This window comes from Clostridium sp. CTA-7, from assembly GCF_054768095.1.
In genome coordinates this window covers 183,803-202,892 of the sequence record NZ_BAAAAV010000002.1, presented here as the reverse complement: position 1 = coordinate 202,892, position 19,090 = coordinate 183,803, and the positions used below count along the sequence as shown (strand labels likewise).

The 19,090-nt window shown below is 27.4% G+C and carries 16 protein-coding genes; 2 read left to right on the top strand and 14 right to left on the bottom strand.

The features are described from left to right. Positions 1 to 7 precede the first annotated feature (7 nt). The 7 genes from ACYUEX_RS03980 to ACYUEX_RS03950 form a co-directional block, all read right to left on the bottom strand. A complete protein-coding gene (locus ACYUEX_RS03980; protein ID WP_460286651.1) occupies positions 8 to 598 on the bottom strand; it encodes a V-type ATP synthase subunit E in 591 nt (196 codons plus the stop codon). Positions 599 to 616: 18 nt separating this feature from the next. Beyond that, positions 617 to 1,102 carry a V-type ATP synthase subunit K gene (locus ACYUEX_RS03975; RefSeq protein WP_411168839.1) on the bottom strand — a complete coding sequence of 162 codons (486 nt, stop codon included), beginning with the start codon at positions 1,100 to 1,102 and terminating at the stop codon, positions 617 to 619. Between the two features lie 13 nt (positions 1,103 to 1,115). Continuing rightward, entirely contained in the window at positions 1,116 to 3,071 is a 1,956-nt protein-coding gene (locus ACYUEX_RS03970; protein ID WP_460286650.1) for a V-type ATP synthase subunit I, read from the bottom strand. Continuing rightward, positions 3,058 to 3,384, bottom strand: coding sequence for an ATPase (locus tag ACYUEX_RS03965; protein ID WP_411168841.1), 327 nt, complete (start codon positions 3,382 to 3,384; stop codon positions 3,058 to 3,060). Before ACYUEX_RS03965 ends, ACYUEX_RS03970 begins: the two co-directional genes overlap by 14 nt. A gap of 206 nt (positions 3,385 to 3,590) precedes the next feature. Beyond that, the gene (locus ACYUEX_RS03960; RefSeq protein WP_460286649.1) at positions 3,591 to 5,261 is read right to left on the bottom strand and encodes a B12-binding domain-containing radical SAM protein; all 1,671 of its coding nucleotides are present in this window, start codon (positions 5,259 to 5,261) and stop codon (positions 3,591 to 3,593) included. Positions 5,262 to 5,283: 22 nt separating this feature from the next. Then, a complete protein-coding gene (locus ACYUEX_RS03955; RefSeq protein WP_460286648.1) occupies positions 5,284 to 5,778 on the bottom strand; it encodes a hypothetical protein in 495 nt (164 codons plus the stop codon). 148 nt (positions 5,779 to 5,926) lie between these two features. Continuing rightward, on the bottom strand, positions 5,927 to 7,219 hold the full coding sequence (locus ACYUEX_RS03950; protein ID WP_460286647.1) for a hypothetical protein: 1,293 nt from the start codon (positions 7,217 to 7,219) through the stop codon (positions 5,927 to 5,929). 176 nt (positions 7,220 to 7,395) lie between these two features. On the opposite strand from ACYUEX_RS03950, the gene spoVB reads away from it, so the two are divergent. Next, a complete protein-coding gene (spoVB, locus tag ACYUEX_RS03945) occupies positions 7,396 to 8,895 on the top strand; it encodes a stage V sporulation protein B (protein ID WP_460286646.1) in 1,500 nt (499 codons plus the stop codon). Positions 8,896 to 9,009: 114 nt separating this feature from the next. On the opposite strand, the gene ACYUEX_RS03940 is transcribed toward spoVB, so the two are convergent. From ACYUEX_RS03940 to ACYUEX_RS03915, 6 genes are all read right to left on the bottom strand, one after another. Continuing rightward, positions 9,010 to 10,626: a putative polysaccharide biosynthesis protein gene (locus ACYUEX_RS03940; protein ID WP_460286645.1), complete on the bottom strand. Its 1,617-nt coding sequence runs from the start codon at positions 10,624 to 10,626 to the stop codon at positions 9,010 to 9,012. 13 nt (positions 10,627 to 10,639) lie between these two features. After that, positions 10,640 to 11,611, bottom strand: a complete 972-nt coding sequence (locus tag ACYUEX_RS03935; protein ID WP_411168847.1) for an RluA family pseudouridine synthase — start codon at positions 11,609 to 11,611, stop codon at positions 10,640 to 10,642. A 66-nt stretch (positions 11,612 to 11,677) separates the two neighbouring features. Continuing rightward, the gene (locus ACYUEX_RS03930; RefSeq protein ID WP_460286644.1) at positions 11,678 to 12,868 is read right to left on the bottom strand and encodes a M20 metallopeptidase family protein; all 1,191 of its coding nucleotides are present in this window, start codon (positions 12,866 to 12,868) and stop codon (positions 11,678 to 11,680) included. A gap of 66 nt (positions 12,869 to 12,934) precedes the next feature. Beyond that, entirely contained in the window at positions 12,935 to 14,959 is a 2,025-nt protein-coding gene (locus tag ACYUEX_RS03925) for a cell division protein FtsA (protein WP_460286643.1), read from the bottom strand. Positions 14,960 to 14,997: 38 nt separating this feature from the next. After that, on the bottom strand, positions 14,998 to 15,156 hold the full coding sequence (locus tag ACYUEX_RS03920) for a hypothetical protein (protein ID WP_411168850.1): 159 nt from the start codon (positions 15,154 to 15,156) through the stop codon (positions 14,998 to 15,000). Between the two features lie 63 nt (positions 15,157 to 15,219). Further along, complete coding sequence (locus ACYUEX_RS03915; RefSeq protein WP_460286642.1) at positions 15,220 to 17,211, bottom strand: ATP-dependent helicase; 1,992 nt, start codon at positions 17,209 to 17,211, stop codon at positions 15,220 to 15,222. Between the two features lie 160 nt (positions 17,212 to 17,371). Between ACYUEX_RS03915 and ACYUEX_RS03910 the strand changes: the two genes are divergently transcribed. After that, positions 17,372 to 18,838, top strand: coding sequence for a nicotinate phosphoribosyltransferase (locus tag ACYUEX_RS03910; protein ID WP_460286641.1), 1,467 nt, complete (start codon positions 17,372 to 17,374; stop codon positions 18,836 to 18,838). 21 nt (positions 18,839 to 18,859) lie between these two features. Here ACYUEX_RS03910 and ACYUEX_RS03905 read toward each other — a convergent pair whose 3' ends face one another. Continuing rightward, a complete protein-coding gene (locus ACYUEX_RS03905) occupies positions 18,860 to 19,081 on the bottom strand; it encodes a hypothetical protein (RefSeq protein ID WP_322379512.1) in 222 nt (73 codons plus the stop codon). Positions 19,082 to 19,090 lie beyond the last annotated feature (9 nt).

The following is a 19,090-nucleotide window of genomic DNA, read 5'->3' as shown; positions in this document are numbered from 1 at the left end:
ACCCTCCTTAACTAAACAACACTCTTGCTACTTCAAACTCCAATTCATCTCTTAATGAACTTACTAAAGCTTCATATGTGTTATTAATTTCTATACCATTACTTTCAAGAATAAATCCACCTTTAAAATTACCCTCTTTTGAGCTTAATTTTATATTTCCTTTTTCTCCTAGTGCCTGATTTAATTCATATATAAAAGTAATATCTACTAATTCCATTCCATCTTTGTTTAAAATTAATTTTTGTTCTCCTATTACTCCAAGAGAAAGAATTGAATTTCTTATAAATTTAAAAAAATCCTCTCCTGATATAGATAATAGAGCATCTATGCTTTTTTGAAAAACTTCCTCTATAACTTCTTGCTTCGCTGATAATTTATCATTTCTAACCTTAAGAGAAGCAGAAGATAAAATTCTTTCTTTTTTTGTTTTAGCTTCAAGCTCAGCCTTTTGTATAATTTCTTTTTCAAGCTCCTTGGACTTAGCTATTCTTTTAGAAAGAATCTTACTTTGTTCCTCTTCAGCAGAAGCTAAAATACTTTCCTTTCTTTCTTCAGCATCCCTAAGGATTTTTGAAGTTAGATTATTTACACTTGCCATAGCCTATTCTCTCCAATCCTAGAATCCTTTGCTTACTAACATGAATGAAATAACGAATCCTAATAATGCGTATGTTTCAACCATTGCAGCTAATATAATACCTTTTGTATTGTGTTCTGGGTTTTTAGCTAATATTTGAATAGCTGCTGCTCCAACTTTACCTTGAGCTATACCTGACCAAAGTCCTGCAAATGCTATTGGTAAGCAAGCACCTAATAAGTATAAACCTTGAGCTAGTGGCATACCTGAAGCCATTTTAGTAAATACTAAGAATCCTATAACGAAACCATATAAACCTTGTGTACCTGGTAATAGTTGAAGAACTAATGCCTTACCAAACTTTTCTGGTTCTTCTGTAACTAATCCTGTTGCAGCTTCACCAACTATTCCAACACCTTTAGCTGAACCTATACCAGATAATCCAACAGCTAAAGCTATTCCCATAGCTGCAAATATTAATCCACCATTATTTTCTACAAAAAATTGAATCCATGACATTTCCATTTTATAATTCCTCCTAATTTCTTTTGATCTTTATATATTTTTCTGAACCTTTAAATGCTTTAAATGGTTTTCCACCGCCATCATAAAACTTTGAGAAATATTCAACATATTGAAGTCTTGCTGTATGAACATAAGCTCCAAGTAATGATAATCCTAAGTTAAATATATGGAATAGTACAAACAATACAGGTCCTATTACTATTGCAGCCACCCCTGGAAGAGTGTGTATTAATAAATTTAACGCTCCTGCAATAGATCCGCCTGCTAAACCTAAAGCCATAAGTCTTGTATATGATACTAAGTCACCTACATATCCTGTTATACCATATAAGGCATATAAACCTTGACCTATTTGTGCCCCTTTAGTTTCTTCGTCTCTACCACCTGTTAAAACTATAACAATCATTCCAAATACCATAGTTATTGTAAATATAGTCCCTAAAACAGCTGGTAAGTTTAAAAATTTAACTGCTGCTAATCCACCTATTGATATTAATGTAATTATCCATGAACCTGCATCATAAAATGCATCTTTAGCTTTACCAAGTTTTGTTAGATTATATACTTTTATAAATAATCCAAAGAATATTTGTATTATACCTAATGCTAAAGATAAAATTAATATTGTATTTACATCTTTGTTAGTATCTATAATTTGTGTTGGCAGTTTTATAGCATCTCCAAATGCTGATCCATAAATTAGCCCAAAAAATATTGTTGGGAAACTTAAGTAGAAGAAAAACTTAGCAAAATCTTTTTTGCTATCATCAAGATTTAAAAACTTAAGTGCTAATCCAGATCCTATTAAAACTATTAATCCATAACCAGCATCTGCTACCATCATTCCAAAGAATATTAAATAGAATGGTGCAAGTAATGGAGTTGGATCAATTTCATTATACTTTGGATAACTGTACATTCCTGTTACACTTTCAAAAGCTGATACAAGTTCACCATTTTTAAGTTTTATTGGTACATCATCTATTTCTTCTTCTTTTACTTCTTCAAATTCTATGTAGTAATCATCTTTAAGAATTTCGCTACATATAGATTTTAGTTTTTCAGTATCTTCTTGTGCTATCCAACCTTGAATTGCACATATATTTTTTGTTTTTAAGAAATTTGTTGAAACTTTAATTCTTTCAACTTTACTCGCAAAATAGTCATAAGCTATTTCTAAATTTCTTAAATCTTCTTCTAAATTTGCAATTTCTTCTTGAACAAAGAATTTTTTTGTTTGCAACTCTTCTATTTGATGCTTAAAATCTAAAATAAGCTTCATAGGAACATCTTTATGTTCTGTTTTAAAACTGCTAAATCCAAAACCTCTAAGAATTTCTGCTACATTTTCTCCATCTTCTTTATTAGATAAAATTAAAAGATTAATATCATTGTTATTTCTTGATATTATTTCAACATATACATTTGATAATTGTTCCATTAATGAATCTTCATAAGATTTTGCTATAGTACCTAAAAAATAAGATGTATTTTTTAATTGTATTAGTTCATTAAAAGCTACATCTAAATCTTGCCAAGGAGTTAATGTATCTATTTCTGTTTGTAATTTTGTAACCTTTAAATCTAGACTTGCTAACTGCGACTCTCTTTCCTTTGCCTTTTCATAGCCTTTATTCCAATTTGAGTTTTTAACCTTATTATCTAATTCTTCTAAGGTTAACGTTAGCTTTTCCTCCTTTAATGCCTTTATTCCTGATTTTTTAGGAACATATCTTGCGAGAAATTCTAGGGCAAATTTAGCCTTTGATAAATTTTCTTCATACTTTGAACACTCTAAATCTATATCATCATTAGATAAGCCTTTCAACTCATCATATTTTTCAAGGAATTCCTCGTCCTGTAAATTAATAAATTCTACATTAGATAACCCTTGTATTTTCTTTAAGATATCTTGTTTTTTAGATTCAAAGGTAAGCAAAGTGAATTTGTTCATCTTAACTATTGCCATGAATCTTCACTATCCTCTCAACGATTAAATTAATAGCATTATTTTTCTTTTCATCAGAAATACCTTTAATGCTTAATACTTCTTCTTCACCTTTTCTTAATATAGGTTCTGATTCTAATTTTCCTGTTTCTTCAGCTTCAGAAATTATTTTACTTTTATTTAAATTTGCTTCATTTAAAATTTTATTATATTCTTCCTCAGCTTTAATATTTGCATTCTTTAATATTTCCTTTGAACTTATTGTAGCTTCTTGAATTAGCTTCTCTGCCTCTTCTTCAGCTCTTTTAATTTCACTTATTGCTTCTAATGCCAAAATCTCACCACCTTTATTATTGTAAAATAATAATATAGCAATTAATACTTTATATAGTATTAATTACTCTTTATTATTATCCATTATACATGATTTAATATTTTTTTCAACATTTTTATTCTTCATTTAGTTAAATAAGAACAATTTTTCAAGTATTGTAATTGTTTTCTTTCTTTATTTAACTTAAATTTTAAAATTTTTTGAATTTATTTTAATTTATCAGTTACGTTTATAACATCACCTCCATGTCCAAATAAGTAGTAATCTTTTTCCATAATTATAATAGAATCTTGCATAAATTTATGTATATTTATACTAAAGACTTCTAAATGATAATCCTTAAAAGAATATAAGTCTCTTAATTGTTCTTTTATATTTTTTTCTTCTTCTTTATCTAAATTTTTTTCTATAAACTCTGGTATTCCTCTTTTTTTATTAAATCTTAAATAATCAAATTTTAAAATTTGATTTAATATAAAATTGTCTTCTTTTAATATCTCCATATTAAAATCTAAAAATACTTTATAATACTCACTATTTCCTATATTTCTATTGAAATATCCCTTAGAGTCAAAATAAGAACCCAATTTATAATAAAAATTAAAAGGATTATCAAACTTCTCTACTAAATATTTTATTATGTTACTAAACTTTTGAGAGTTATAATATTTATCGACCATTTCCTCCACTTTCTTAAGCCTTATTAATTCATCATAACTTATATTATTAGTTTTCAATATTTCATATGGTGGATATGGAGAATACTTCATTCCATATTCCTCTGCTTCTTCTCTCATAGATGAACCCCTTAAAAGCTTTAAAAACCCTAATTGAATTTCTTCTGGCTCTATACTATAAACATCATTAAATGATTTTTTAAATGAATTATAATCTTCTCCTGGCAAGCCTGCAATTAAATCTAGATGCTGTTTTATGTTTCTAATTTGAAGGAGTTCTTCAACCTTTTCCTTAATATCACTAAAATTAACAAATCTATTTATTCTATTTAGTACATCATCATTTGTTGTTTGAACTCCAACTTCAAATTGGAATCTATCCTTTGGTGCCTTTCTTAAAAGATCTAGTTCTGATTTTTTTAATATATCTGCAGATATTTCAAAGTGAAATTGTGTTTTTGTATCTTGATTTATAAGGAATTTCCAGATAGCCATTGTAAATTTATTATTACAATTAAAAGTTCTATCTACAAACTTAACAAGCCTTACTTCCTTATCAATAAAATATTTTAATTCTTTCTTTACCCTATCAATATCTAAAAACCTAACTCCGTGAGTTGTAGATGATAAACAATATTTGCAATTAAAAGGACATCCTCTTGAGGCTTCATAATATACTATTTTATTATCTAAGATTTCATCTTCTTCATAAGGAAACACTAGCTCATTCATATTCATTAGAGGTCTTTTTCCATTTGATATTATGTCACCATTCTTTTTGTAGTAAAAACCTCTTATTGAATTTATATCTCTTTCCCCTAACTTATAATCTATAAATTCTCTATATGTTTTTTCTCCTTCTCCCTCAATAATATATTCTCCATTTAGCTCTCTTAGTATGTTTTGACTGTCATAAGATACTTCTGGACCTCCATATAATATCTCTATATTTTCATCTACAAGTTTTATAAGATTTGATAATTTTTTTATCATTTCTATATTCCAAATATAAGTAGAAAAAGCTACTACGTTAGGTTTTTCTTTTATTATTTCTTCTAATATTTTTTCTTCTCTATCATTTATAGAAAACTCTCTAATTTTACAATCATAATTCATATCTTTTGTAAAAGCCCTTAAGTATCTAACAGCTAAATTGCTGTGAACAAATTTAGAATTTATAGCTGTAAGTAAAATTTTCATAAGTATCTTCTTCCTTTCAAAATTAAAGTTTTATACCCTTTATAAAATGTATATCCTCCCATAACTTAGTTTCTTCTATTTCATAGTATTTTTCAAGAAATTTTTTATTTTCTTCCATATCTGACTTTATTAAAGGATTTAAATTTTTAAATTCAAATTCCCTTACCTTACCTGATGGTAGTACAGCCATTATCTTGTTATTTACTATACTCTTAATTTCTTTATTTATGTCCCATATATATATTGATCCTCCAACCTTAATATATTTAGTTACTTCTTCAATTAATTTTAATCTAGAGGAATTATTCCATAGTTTACTTAAATGAAAAAACATTGTACAAGTATCATAATCTTCTTCCTTAAGCATGTTTGAATTTTCTGCTCCCACATAATCTACTGAAATTTCATCCATTACATCCTTTGATATATTATATATAACTCCAAAACTTTCTCCAACATCTAGTATATCTCCATTCAATTTTACATCTGATAAATTAAGTACTATTGTTTTACCCATCTCACTTTACCTCCAATTACATAAGTTATATTATATTTATATTTATTAACCTCAGAATTTATTAATACTTTTTGTTAAACTTTTAAAGATTTAAGCTTTTATCCTTTCCTATAAATAAAAAAAGAAGAGCCCAACTCTTCTCTTTTATCTATTTATTAGCACTACTTATCTTATGTTCTTTATTTTTAATTAATACACATATTATTATTACTATTACAAATACTATAGAAAAAATCCAGAATATCTTAGGTAACTTAAAAATTCCTATCGATTCATTTGATTTAAGGCTATATAAGCATCCAGCATTACTATCTAATACGTAGAAGCTATCCTTGTAAAATAATATTTTTTCTATCCTACTCTTATCACCTAAATCAACTAAATCTTTTACTATACCATTTTCATTTAATGCATATATAAACCCTTTTTTATTATTTCCAAATATCATAGTATTTTTATCAAAGCATTTTCCATATTTATCTATAGCTAGCCCTTGTAGTGATGAAACATCATTATCTTGATATATAGGCCTACTTGGATTTTTATCTGGATGATTTTTTATTAGGTATTCTTGTTTTATTAAATCTGTAAATCTGGGTGATGTTATAGGATCTCCCCCACTATAATCTGGCCATCCATACCAATCTTCCTTTTGTAGATTATATATATAATCTTTGTCATCCTTTATGTTTCTTGGAGGTAAATCTTCCATCCCCCCCACGATTCCATTTATTTCTCCCTTATCATCTATATCCCATCCCTTTATATCTCTAATTCCATGAGCAAATAAGTTTATTTCTCCATTATTTAAATCATAAGATAATATAGCTGCATTCCCTAACTTTTGAAATTGCGCTTTTTCTTCAACTTCTGTAGTCACTGCATACGGTGAAAAAGCTCCTGTTTTATTTTCTCCATAATTATTCCCATATAATATCCATTCACCTGTTGCTATGTCAAAGGCTTCTCCTTTTTCATTAACTATTCCAGCATTTGTGTTACTTCCAACTGAGAAATATAGTTTATTTTCATGAAGTAATAAATTTATTTTTTTATTTATACCATTATTGGGTATTTCACTTACAAGCTCTTTATATGATTTTTCATCTATATCATACTCCAGTATCCTGTTATCTGTAGATATGTATAACTTTTTATCATTGTATATTATATCTAAAATGTTCAACTTACTTTCTCTTATTATAACCCCATCGTTACCATCCTTATTTACTATTCTAATTGTATCATCAAATGCCAGATACAAATTCCCCTCTTCATCAAAATCAAAGCTTTTAGCTCCTTCACATCCTTTAAGGCTTATTGACCAATCTATATTTTTATTTAGAATATCTAAATTATATTTATTTGTAACCTTAAAAATCCCAAAGGCCATAGTCACTACTATAATTGAAATAAGTAAAAATTTAATAAACCTTTTCATGAGCTCCTCCTAATTTTTTATTTATGTTTAATTTATATTTTGAAATATATAAATTATTACTTTTAGAATTATTTAATTTTCCTTCATATTCTACTTATTTTCTTAATGATTACTAATGGTATATTTCTTTTTATTTTAGAATACATATAAATGTACTAATTTGGGGGTGATATACTTTGGAAAAAGATAGTTTTGTAAGAAATTCTTTTCTTCTTACTGCGTCTAATATAACCACTGGAATTTTAGGCTTTATATTTTCAATTTACTTATCAAAACTTATAGGTCCTGTAGGAATGGGACTATACGGCTTAGTAATGCCTATATATAACCTTTTCATTTGTTTAATGACTGCTGGAATTATAGCTGCCATATCACAAGTATCTGCAATATACAAATCTAAAGGTCAATATAATAATATAAGTAAAACTATAAAAACAGTTGCTAGCTTCAATGTAATATGGGCAATCGCTATAGGTATTATGGTATTCTTTTTGTCTCCTTACATAAGTAAATATGGAATACATGACATTAGAACTGTTAATGCTATTAGAATAACTTGTCCAGCTATGGTCTTTATAGCTTTATCTAACATATTAAAAGGTTACTTTTATGGAGTTTCTAAAATAGTAGTTCCTTCATTTATAGATATTTTAGAAAAAGCAATGCGTATTATTACTATTGCAATATTAATTTATATGTTTAAGGCTACTTCAATTACTTCTTTAGTAACTTTAGCTTATTTGTCGCTAGCAATTGGGGAACTTCAAAGCTTAATTTTATTGTACATTTACTATAAAAATCTCTCTAGAAAAGTAACTCCATCAGTTGAAAAACCAGAGAGAGCTTCACAATTATTATTTAATGTATTAATAATTGCACTTCCTTTGTGTGTTAATGGATTTCTAGGTAATTTGTTTGGTACAGCTTCAACATTATTAGTACCAAGAAGGTTAGCTGCTGCTGGATTTGATTCTGTAACAGCTTTAGGCATGATAGGTAAATTTACTGGAATGGCTTTAACAATAGTTACCTTCCCAATGATAGTTATTATGTCTATAAACTCTCTTATAGTTCCTGATTTGTCAGAAACCTTAAGCAGAGGTGACTACTATAATGCCACTATAAGAATTAAAAAGGTAATGAAAATAGCATTTTTACTTGGACTTGCTACAACTATAATTTGTAATATTATTCCTCACTCTCTAGGAGAAATGTTTTATGGAAGAGATGACTTAGGAGAATATATAAAAGTTGCCTCATTAAGCGCCCCTATATTCTTTACTGCAAGCACAATGTTTGGAATACTAAATGGATTAAATAAACAAGGTATAATATTAAAAAATTCCTTAATAGTTTCATTACTAGAAATTATATGCTTATTTATATTTGTTGGAATACCTGGAGTAAATATAATGGGCTATGCCATAAGTATATTCATAACCTCTAGTGTAAGCTTATTTATAAATCTTAGAGAAGTTCAAAAGCATATATACTTAGATTTATCTAAAAGTAATATAAGTATATTTTTACTATTATCAATATTAATATTTATGATACTAAAAGTATTTACAAACAATTTCCTTGGTAATATGTTTATAGCTAAAAACTTAATAATAATTAGCCTAACATTTATTATATTTACATTTTTAAGTTTCTTTGGAATTGAAGAACAATAGCTAATATAAATCTTCTTTTAAATTTATAAAAATAAAGGATAGAAATTAAACTTATTTCTACCCTTTATTTTTTAACTTAATTTAATTATATTTTAATTTCTTATTATTTTACACTTAAATTAATTCTTTTCTTATTCTTCTTGGTAAGAATCTAAAAAGTTTTGGTGAAATTAAATCTAAATCTTTTTTTCTTATTCCTCCAAAGTAAACCATTGTATATAAATAAACTACGCCACCTATACCTATTAAAATTAATGTTGCTATAGCTATTACTATCCTTCCTCCACCAATCATATCTGCAACTTTAATAATTGGGAATTTTACTAAGAATATTACAATAGCCATTAATATAGAACATATTGTTGGTACTATAGCTTGCTTTATTATTGGTATTCTTACCTTAAAAAAGCTTTCTATTTTTCTATGATTTATTATTGTTGGTATAATAAATGATACAAAGGTTGCTACTACTGCTCCCATTATATTTATTTTTGGGATGGGTACTAATAAAATATTTATTAATATTTTAGCTACTAACCCAGCACTTGCAGATAATATTATTAAATATAATTTATTTATTCCTTGAAGTATAACATTTTGTATCGTAGTTATAGACATAAATATTAAAAGTGTTGAACCAAACATAAGTAAATAATATCCATCCCAAGAAGGGAATAAAAATTTATATATTTCCTTACTTAATATCGCCAACCCAAATACAGCTGGCATTACAATGATATACATTATTCTAAATGCATAGCTTGTTTGTTGCTTTAAGTCTTTCTTATTCTTATGTACAAATGCTTGTATAACCTTAGGAAAAATTGAAGTTCCAAGTGCAGTAACTATAGCTAATGGAACATATATAAGTGTCTTATAGTAAGATAAAACTGCCCTTAAATCATTAACCTGTATATCATTAAATCCTGCTGAACTTAAGCTTTTTCCTAAAGTCATAGTATCTATAACTCCAGCAAAATTTTGTACTCCCGCAACTAAAGTTATAGGTATTGCATACATAAATAACTTTTTAACTATTTTCTTATCAGAAACTCTTCTTCTATTTGGATCATGATTCTTTTCTGCTTCTTCCTTATAATTTCTTTTTTCATATATGTATATTATATATATTATTGCAACTACTGCTCCTAAAGATGTACCTATCGTTCCCCCTGCACTTCCCCACGCATCATCACTTGTTATAGTAATTAATATACCTGCAAATACTAAACTAAGTACAACATTTATTAGTTGCTCTATAATTTGAGATATAGCTAATGTCTCCATTTCTTCAACAGCTTGCATATATCCTCTATATCCTGCCAAAATAGCTGCAAAAATTATTGCTGGTCCTAAAAATACAAATGTTAAAGCTGATTGTTCTGCACTAATAATTTTGGAAAGCGGAAATGCTATAGCCATAAAAATAGCTGCAATTATTATACTTATCATACCTAAATACTTTATTGCCAGCTTCATAGCTCTTAAAGCATCCTTATGATTTCCCATTGCTCTAAGTTCAGTTACAACTTTTGTAACTGCAGGCTGTGCTCCTAGACTAGTTACTGCAATCAAGAAAACGAATATATCATATCCAGCAACATATATTCCATAACCTGTTTCACCTAAAACAGCTGTCAATAAAGGAACATATATTGCTGATAATAATTTACCAGCAATACCTGCAATTGATAATATTAAAAAGCCACGTCCGGCTGATTTTTGTTCCATACCTAATCACCTTTTATTTTATTGTGAATTTAAACACATCATTTTTAATCTTCTTAAATACTGGTGGTAAGCTTTCTATTATAGTTTTATTGTTTAAATAGCTTAATTTATCTGGTGCATCTCTAAAAATCAATTTATAAGCGTATAAGAATTGACAATCAAGTCCAAACTTATTTGCAAAAAATGAATTTAATTTTCTATCTCCGTATTTGTTATCACCAATTATAGGAGTTCCTAAATGTGATAAGTGTGCTCTAATTTGATGACTTCTTCCTGTTATTAAATCTATTTCTAAAAATGAATATGCCCCATTTGTTTTTATAGTTTTAACTTCCATTGCTATTTCTTTTGAATCTGATATTTTTTCATCATATATTTTTGATATATTAGCTTCTTCATTTTTATGAATATATCCTTTGTATAAGCCATCTTTTATTTTACCTTTAACTAAGGTATTGTAATACTTTTCTACTTTGCCTTCTCTTATCATTTCATTCATTGATCTTAAAGCTTCAAAGTTTTTACCGAATATAACTATTCCTGAAGTATTTCTATCTAATCTATTACATGGTGCAGGAGTAAATGTTAATTCATTTTCAGGTAAGTAATCTCCCTTTTCATTTAAATACGATAAAACATAATCAGTTAAACTTGGTTCTTTTCCTTTTTCATCAGGATGAACTAAAATATTAGGCCACTTTTCAACTATTAGTATATTAGCATCTTCATAAGTAATTTTCATTCCTCTAGCATTAACTTTAATAAATTTTTCTTCCGGCTTTTCTTTATTACTTTGTATATATTTTATTTCTACTACATCATCTATTTGCAAAGAGTAATTTTCTTTTTGCTTCTTACCATTAACCCTTACATCGCCTTTTCTCAAAGCTTTAAAAATTTTGCTTAAAGGAACATCCTTTAATAATTTTCTTAAAAATTTATCTAATCTTTGACCTGCTTCATTTGTGCCTATTTCTATTCTCAAACTAATCACTCCTAGTTTTTTAGTATTCTAACTATATTTTCTCCATTGTTATAGATTAATATTAAATTAGCTTCTTGTCAAATATTCAAATACTATTTGGCATTGCATTGCAACCCCCAATGGTAAGCAATCTTCATCTATATCAAATAAGCTACTATGTGCAGGATAAATTATATTTTTATTTTTGTTTCCTGAACCTAAAAAGTAAAATACTGCTGGTATTTCATTTGCAAAATAAGCAAAACTCTCTACTCCCATTTTGGGATTTTTTTGAAGTAATATATTTTCTTTTCCTATTATTTTCTTTGCTCCTAATTTAAATAAGTCAACCATAGAGTTATCATTATATAAATTAGGATACGAATCATCTATATCTATTTCACAGCTTCCCCTTGAAGATTTACATATTCCTTCAACAATTTCAACTAATCTCTTTTTAACAAAAGCTCTATCTTCTTTACTCATAGTTCGTATAATACCACTTATTTCTACTTCCTCCGGTATTATGTTTTTTGCTGTTCCACCATGAATACTACCAACTGTTATAACAGTTGGATTCATTGTATTGATTTCTCTACTTACTATTGTTTGTATCCCTAATACTACATGACTAGCTATAACAATTGGATCAACAGTTGTATGAGGATAAGCTCCATGTCCACCTGAGCCCTTTATCCTAATTGTAAATGGATTAGATGCTGCATTAACCACTCCATGTTTAACCATTGTTGTTCCGCATTCTAATGTTTCTTCAACATGAAGCCCACATATACAATCAACTTTAGGATTATCAAGTACACCTTCTTCTATCATAAACCTAGCTCCACCTATAGTTTCTTCTGCTGGTTCAAATAATAATTTTACATTTCCACTAAATAAATGTTTGTTTTTATTTAATATTTTAGCTGTTCCAAGTAATATTGTAGTATGAGCATCATGTCCACATGCATGCATCTTTCCTATAATTTTTGATGAATAATTGCACTGCTTTTTATCTGCAATTGGTAATCCATCTATCTCTCCTCTTAAAGCTATAGTTTTTTTATGAATTTTAATATTTTCTTTAGTTCCATTTATTATCCCACATACACCTGTATTAGAAACTTCTATAAATTCTATTCCTTCATTTTTCAAAAAGTTTTTTATAAATTTAGATGTTTCAAATTCCTCCATACCTAATTCAGGGTATTGGTGAAGGGTTCTTCTTATAGTTATTAGTTCCTCTTTTAGGCTTATTGCTTGATTTTTAAAATTCATGTTTTTGCCCCCTATTTATTTCACCCAACCACTCCTATAGCTATAATATTTGATTTTTAATAAAGTCTAACTCCATAATATTTCAATATGGTCTCCTGATTTTAACTTTTCTGTATATCCAACCTTATTTCCATTTAGGAATAAATTTATTATCCCCTTTGCTTCTTTTAAATCAAAATCAATATAGTTAAAAATATCCACAAATATATAGTCTTTTTGTCCACTAAGTGTTACTAACTTATTATCAACTGTTACTTTAATCTCATTATAATTTTCAGCGTTAGTTTTTTTATCATTTTCTTTTGAATAACTTGTACTTAAAGTTTTATCTACTTCAACAGAAACTTCATTACTCAGTGAATCATTATAATATAATGTTAACTTATCCCCTTCATTAACAACATAATCTTCTAATAATTTAATACCATCCTTTTCTATAACTACCTCTTCTTTTATTACATAGTTTTTTATATCCGAAATTGATTTTGGAAGTATTATCTTAATATCATCATCCTCATTTATAAAGTAATCTAAATTAACTATACTATCGTTAGCAAATATTATAGGCTCTAGACTAACTAAATTATTATTTATATATATACTTATACTATTAAACTCCTTTATTTGTTCTACTATTTTAGATTTTGCATCTTTTCCTGTAATAGCATAAGATATTTCTATATCATCTCCAGCCTTAACTCTCTTATCCATACTTTCTAATTTGCCATTAAGTTTTATAATTGGATTTCTTCCCTTTTCACCAAACACGATTCTTTTCACACCATTTAACTTATATCTTAAATTCTTTCCATTTTTACCTATAAGCATAACTGGATTTATACCTGCTTGAATTATAACATCCATAATAGTGTGATTATGTGAATTAAACATAGTTACTGGACTACCATTTAGAATTACATCTATAAAATCATTTTCACCATTTTTCAAAGCTGTTAATGCAATACCTAAAACTGTAACCCCTGCTGAGCCTAAATTATTATCACTAATACATTCAACTACAGACTTTCTATCCTTTATAGCTATTCTTTGAATTGGCATATTTAATTTATCACTAAGCTCATCAATTATTCCTGGAGTATGTGCTCCACCACCAACTAAAAATAAAGCACTTGGTGACTTATTTGCATTTAGCTCTATTATCTTTGCAGCTATTCCCTCAGCAATTTTTCTAACTGTTGGTTTTATTAGTTTCTTTATATCCTCTGATTTTATTTTATTTTCTAAACCAAGTATATCAATATATGTTATTTCATCTTCTTTTTCTAAACTTCTTTTTATGTATTCAGCAGTATTAAAATCAACTAAGTACTCTTGAACTATAGATTCTGTCACTTCATCTCCAGCTTGTGGAACCATCCCATAAGAAGATATACTTTCTTTGGAGCTTATAGCTATATCTGATGTCCCAGCTCCTATATCAACTAATGCTATATTTAATAGCCTTAAGTTCTTAGGAACAACTGCTTCTATTGCAGCTATTGGTTCTAAAGTTAAATTACTTACTCTAAGTCCAACCTTTTTCATAACTGTGTATAATGAATCAACTACTGATCTAGGTAAAAAAGTTGCTATTACTTCTACAGAAACCTTTTCACCTTTATGTCCAATTAAATTAGATATTACAAACCCATTTAAATAGTAGTTTTTTACAGAATACCCAACACAATATAACTTTCCTTCTGTAGTCTTATTTATTTCATTTTCAGCTTTCTTTAGAGCTATTAGTTCTAACTTTCTTACATCTTCCTTTGTTATTTCTTCTTCTGAATCCAATTCCATTTCTCCTTGAGAATTGATTGTTTTTAAAAATCTACCTGCTGCTGCAATAGAAACATTTTCTAATTGGATTCCTATTTCTGCCTCTATATAATCTACTATTTTTTTTACACCTTTAGCTACTAATTCTATGTCATGAATTTGTCCATCTACCATTGCTCTCTCTTCATGCTCTAAGTACTTTTCACATATAACATTAAATTTATTCTCTTCTACTATTCCTACACTTCCAATAATAGATCTTGTTCCTACATCTAGTGCAAATTTAATATCCTTTAAACTTACATTATTCATTTGCTATCACCTCATAATTTACTATCATATATTATCTATTAAAGGTTATCATTATCTTTTAAAAAATTATCTATATCATCTTTTTTTCTAACCTTCTCGAATTTAAGTAGGGCATAATAAACTCCACTTTCTACTGCAAATGTTATAACGAAATAAAGTACAACAAATAATAATATTCCTATTAAAATATAAGCCACTTACAAATCCCCCTTTTATTACCATAATAAGATTATACATCCTAAAAAAAGAATAGTGAACACTTAGTTTATTATTATAATAAGATTATTTTCCATTAGCACCTTTAAAGAGAAACTTTTGCTTAAGTAATCACCAAAATCTATTTTAATTACATCCTTTTCTATTGATAAAACCTTACCCTCTCCGTAAGTTCTATGATGAATTATATCGTTAACCTTTATTCCATAATCCTCATTTTTATTTATCTCCTTAAAACCACCTTCAATAACAAATCTAGATATATCTCTAAATCTCCCCCTTTGAGTTTTAGGAGAGAATATATATAAATTATTTATAGCTCTGGTTACAGAAACATAAAATAGTCTTCTTTCTTCTTCTATATTATCTTCCATAGATGATTTATGTGGTATTGTTTCTTCATTTGAGTTAATTATAAAAACATTTTTAAATTCCATGCCTTTAACACCATGAATTGTACTTAAAATTACTCCTTCTTCTACTTCCTTACTTTCTTCTATTTTTTCTTTTACTCTTTCTACATGTACAAGTAACTCCATTATTGTTTTAAATCCATCTGCTGCACTTTTAAATTCCTCTAATATCTCTTCCAATTCCTCTATACTTTGTTTATATCTTTCTCCATAATCTTTTAAGTAATCTATATAATTTAATTCAGAAATAATATACTGTATTGCACCAGATAAAGATAACTTATTAAGATAACTTATGTCTCTCTTTAGTTCGTTAAGTTTTTTGGCTTGATATGGCGGTGTATCATTTTTTTCTATTAAAATATCAAATGGTGATTTATCTTCAAAAGATCTTCTTATATATTCTAAATTTGATTTGCTAATATATCTAAAGGGTTTATTTATTACTGCTAAAAAATTTTCTTTATCTTTTATATTAATTGCAAGCTTTAAGTATGAAAACATATCTTTACATATAAAGTGTTCAAAAAAATTATATCCTTTATCTAAAAGCACAAATGGAATCTTTCTACGAGTAAATGTATCTATCATGCTTCTAGCCTCCATATTAGTTCTATACAATACTGCATTTTCACTTAAACCATCTATAGATTTCTCTATTATATTACCTATCTCTTCCCCTTGCATTTTTTCATCATATGGAGTATTAAACTTTATTATTCCAATTGAGCTTTTATACGAATGTATAATCTTGTTATTTCTACTTTTATTATGCTTTATTATTTCCTTTGAAGCTTCAACTATATTTTCATTACTTCTATAATTAATAGATAAATATATTTTTTTAGCACTTGGAAAATTTTTATCAAAGCTTACCATATATTCAGGTTTAGATCCTCTAAAACTATAAATGCATTGATCCTCATCACCAACAGCAAATAGAGAGTTTCCTTTATTTATAAGCTTTAAAAATCGCATTTGTAACTCATCACAGTCTTGAAATTCATCAACTAAAATATATTTAAATACGCTTATATACTTATTTAGTACTCTATTATCATTTTCAAATAAATTTATAACCTTTATAGATAAATCATCAAAATCCCAAAATCCATTCTTTGACTTATATCCTTCATACTTGTTAAGACATTCAATAAAAATATCTTTAGCCATAGTTGGAGTAAAGTCTTCAATATTTTTTAATGATGTTTTAAAAAATGAAATATTATTTAAAGCCTCTTTTATTTTATCTTCACTTACATCATCTGAATACTTAGATAATACAGACTTAATTATTCTATGAGAAACTCCTCCCTCAACTATTGATATGTTAAAGCCTTCCCTTAAAAGGATTTTATAGAACAATCCATGAAAAGTTCCAAAAAAAGGTGCAATCTCTCTATTAAATACGTTCTTGTACCTATTTTTCATATTATCAGCTGCAGCTCTTGTAAAAGTTATTATTATTATATTTCCTAATTTTACTCTTAACTGATTTACTAAATAATTTACTCTGTTAATTATAACAGTAGTTTTTCCAGATCCTGGTGCAGCAACTACTAATACATTTTTATCTTTTATATATACGGCTTCATCTTGATATTTATCCAAACTAATCTTCATACTGCCTCCTTTTTATCTTATATTATTAACCTTTTTATAGTACAAATAACTATATTGTAATAATTTATGTATAGATGTACAATATATTTATATATTAATGTACTCTATGAATTAATGAATTTACTATTTTGAATGTTATTTATTATAAGAGGAGAAAAACATGGAAAACTTAATTAGATTTGATGTTACTAACGAACGTAATCTTACTATGTTAGTAGATTTTTACGAACTAACAATGGCTAATGGATATTTTAATAAAGAGATCCAAAATAAAATTGCATATTTTGATATGTATTTTAGAAGAGTTCCAGATGGCGGTGGATACTGTATAATGGCTGGTGTAGATCAATTAATACAATATCTAAACAATTTAAAATTTACTGAATCAGATATAGATTATTTAAAAAGTAAAAATTTATTTTCAGAAGAATTTTTAAAATACCTAAAGAACTTTAAATTCGAATGTGATGTTTGGGCAATACCTGAAGGAAACTTCGTTTTTCCAAATCAACCATTAGTAATAGTTAAAGGTCCTGTTGTTCAAGCTCAATTTATAGAAACTATGATACTACTTACTATTAATCACCAAACTCTTATAGCTACTAAAGCTAATAGAATATGTAGAGCTGCTGCTGGTAGAACAGTTATGGAATTTGGTTCTCGTAGAGCTCAAGGATATGATGGTGCAATTTATGGTGCTAGAGCTTCAATAATTGGAGGTTGTGATTCAACAGCATGTACAATTGCTGATAAATATTTTGATGTACCTGCAGTTGGAACAATGGCTCACAGTTGGGTTCAACTATTTGATACAGAGTACGAGGCTTTTAAAGCTTGGGCAGAGGTATATCCTGATAATTGTTCACTTCTCATTGACACATATAATGTATTAAAATCCGGATTACCAAATGCTATAAAAGTATTTGATGAAGTATTAAAACCTATAGGTAAAAGACCTAATGGAATTAGAATAGATTCTGGAGATATAACTTATTTAACTAAGAAATGTAGGAAACTCTTAGATTCAGCTGGATATCCTGACTGTAAAATAATAGTATCCAACTCATTAGATGAACATATTATAAGAGATGTTTTAAATCAAGGTGCTTGCATAGATTCATTTGGTGTTGGTGAAAGATTAATTACTGCTAAATCAGAGCCTGTTTTCGGTGGCGTTTATAAGCTTGTAGCCGTAGAAAATAATAATAAAATTATTCCTAAAATAAAAATAAGTGAAAATAGCGAAAAAATAACTAACCCAGGCTTTAAAAAGATATATAGAATTTATGATAAAGAGACAAATAATGCAATTGCTGACCTTATAGCTTTAAATCATGAGGCTATTGATGAATCTAAGCCACTTGAAATATTTCACCCTATAGAAACTTGGAAAAGAAAGTTAGTTACTAACTTTTATGTTAAAGATTTAATGGTTAAAATTTTTGATAAAGGATCTCAAGTTTATACTAGTCCTTCTGTTTTAGAAATAAAAGAGTTTTCAAAAAGTGAAAGTCTAAGGATGTGGCCTGAAATATTAAGATTTGAGAATCCTCATACTTATTATGTTGATTTATCTAGTGAATTATGGACATTAAAACAAGACCTACTTCATAAATGTATAAAATAAAAGAGTGCTTATGCACTCTTTTTAATAATTAATAACTTTTTCATTCATATCATAATTTAAATATCTATCTTGTGAATAAAATAAGTCTTCATCCATATTATCAACAAATGTTACTTTATTATTTGAAGATAAAAATTCCTTAAATGGACATGGTTCACTTTCATTACTTACCGAATGCATTGGACATGCATTGTAGCAACCTACTTTTTCTTTATTGGTTGACCAAAATGGACACTTACTCATAACTTCCCC

Excerpts from the sequence above, each read along its gene's own strand:
- ACYUEX_RS03980 (WP_460286651.1), bottom strand. The coding sequence starts at position 598 with ATGGCAAGTGTAAATAATCTAACTTCAAAAATCCTTAGGGATGCTGAA.
- ACYUEX_RS03975 (WP_411168839.1), bottom strand. The coding sequence starts at position 1,102 with ATGGAAATGTCATGGATTCAATTTTTTGTAGAAAATAATGGTGGATTA.
- ACYUEX_RS03970 (WP_460286650.1), bottom strand. The coding sequence starts at position 3,071 with ATGGCAATAGTTAAGATGAACAAATTCACTTTGCTTACCTTTGAATCT.
- ACYUEX_RS03960 (WP_460286649.1), bottom strand. The coding sequence starts at position 5,261 with ATGAAAATTTTACTTACAGCTATAAATTCTAAATTTGTTCACAGCAAT.
- ACYUEX_RS03955 (WP_460286648.1), bottom strand. The coding sequence starts at position 5,778 with ATGGGTAAAACAATAGTACTTAATTTATCAGATGTAAAATTGAATGGA.
- ACYUEX_RS03950 (WP_460286647.1), bottom strand. The coding sequence starts at position 7,219 with ATGAAAAGGTTTATTAAATTTTTACTTATTTCAATTATAGTAGTGACT.
- ACYUEX_RS03940 (WP_460286645.1), bottom strand. The coding sequence starts at position 10,626 with ATGGAACAAAAATCAGCCGGACGTGGCTTTTTAATATTATCAATTGCA.
- ACYUEX_RS03930 (WP_460286644.1), bottom strand. The coding sequence starts at position 12,868 with ATGAATTTTAAAAATCAAGCAATAAGCCTAAAAGAGGAACTAATAACT.
- ACYUEX_RS03925 (WP_460286643.1), bottom strand. The coding sequence starts at position 14,959 with ATGAATAATGTAAGTTTAAAGGATATTAAATTTGCACTAGATGTAGGA.
- ACYUEX_RS03915 (WP_460286642.1), bottom strand. The coding sequence starts at position 17,211 with ATGAAGATTAGTTTGGATAAATATCAAGATGAAGCCGTATATATAAAA.
- ACYUEX_RS03910 (WP_460286641.1), top strand. The coding sequence starts at position 17,372 with ATGGAAAACTTAATTAGATTTGATGTTACTAACGAACGTAATCTTACT.
- ACYUEX_RS03905 (WP_322379512.1), bottom strand. The coding sequence starts at position 19,081 with ATGAGTAAGTGTCCATTTTGGTCAACCAATAAAGAAAAAGTAGGTTGC.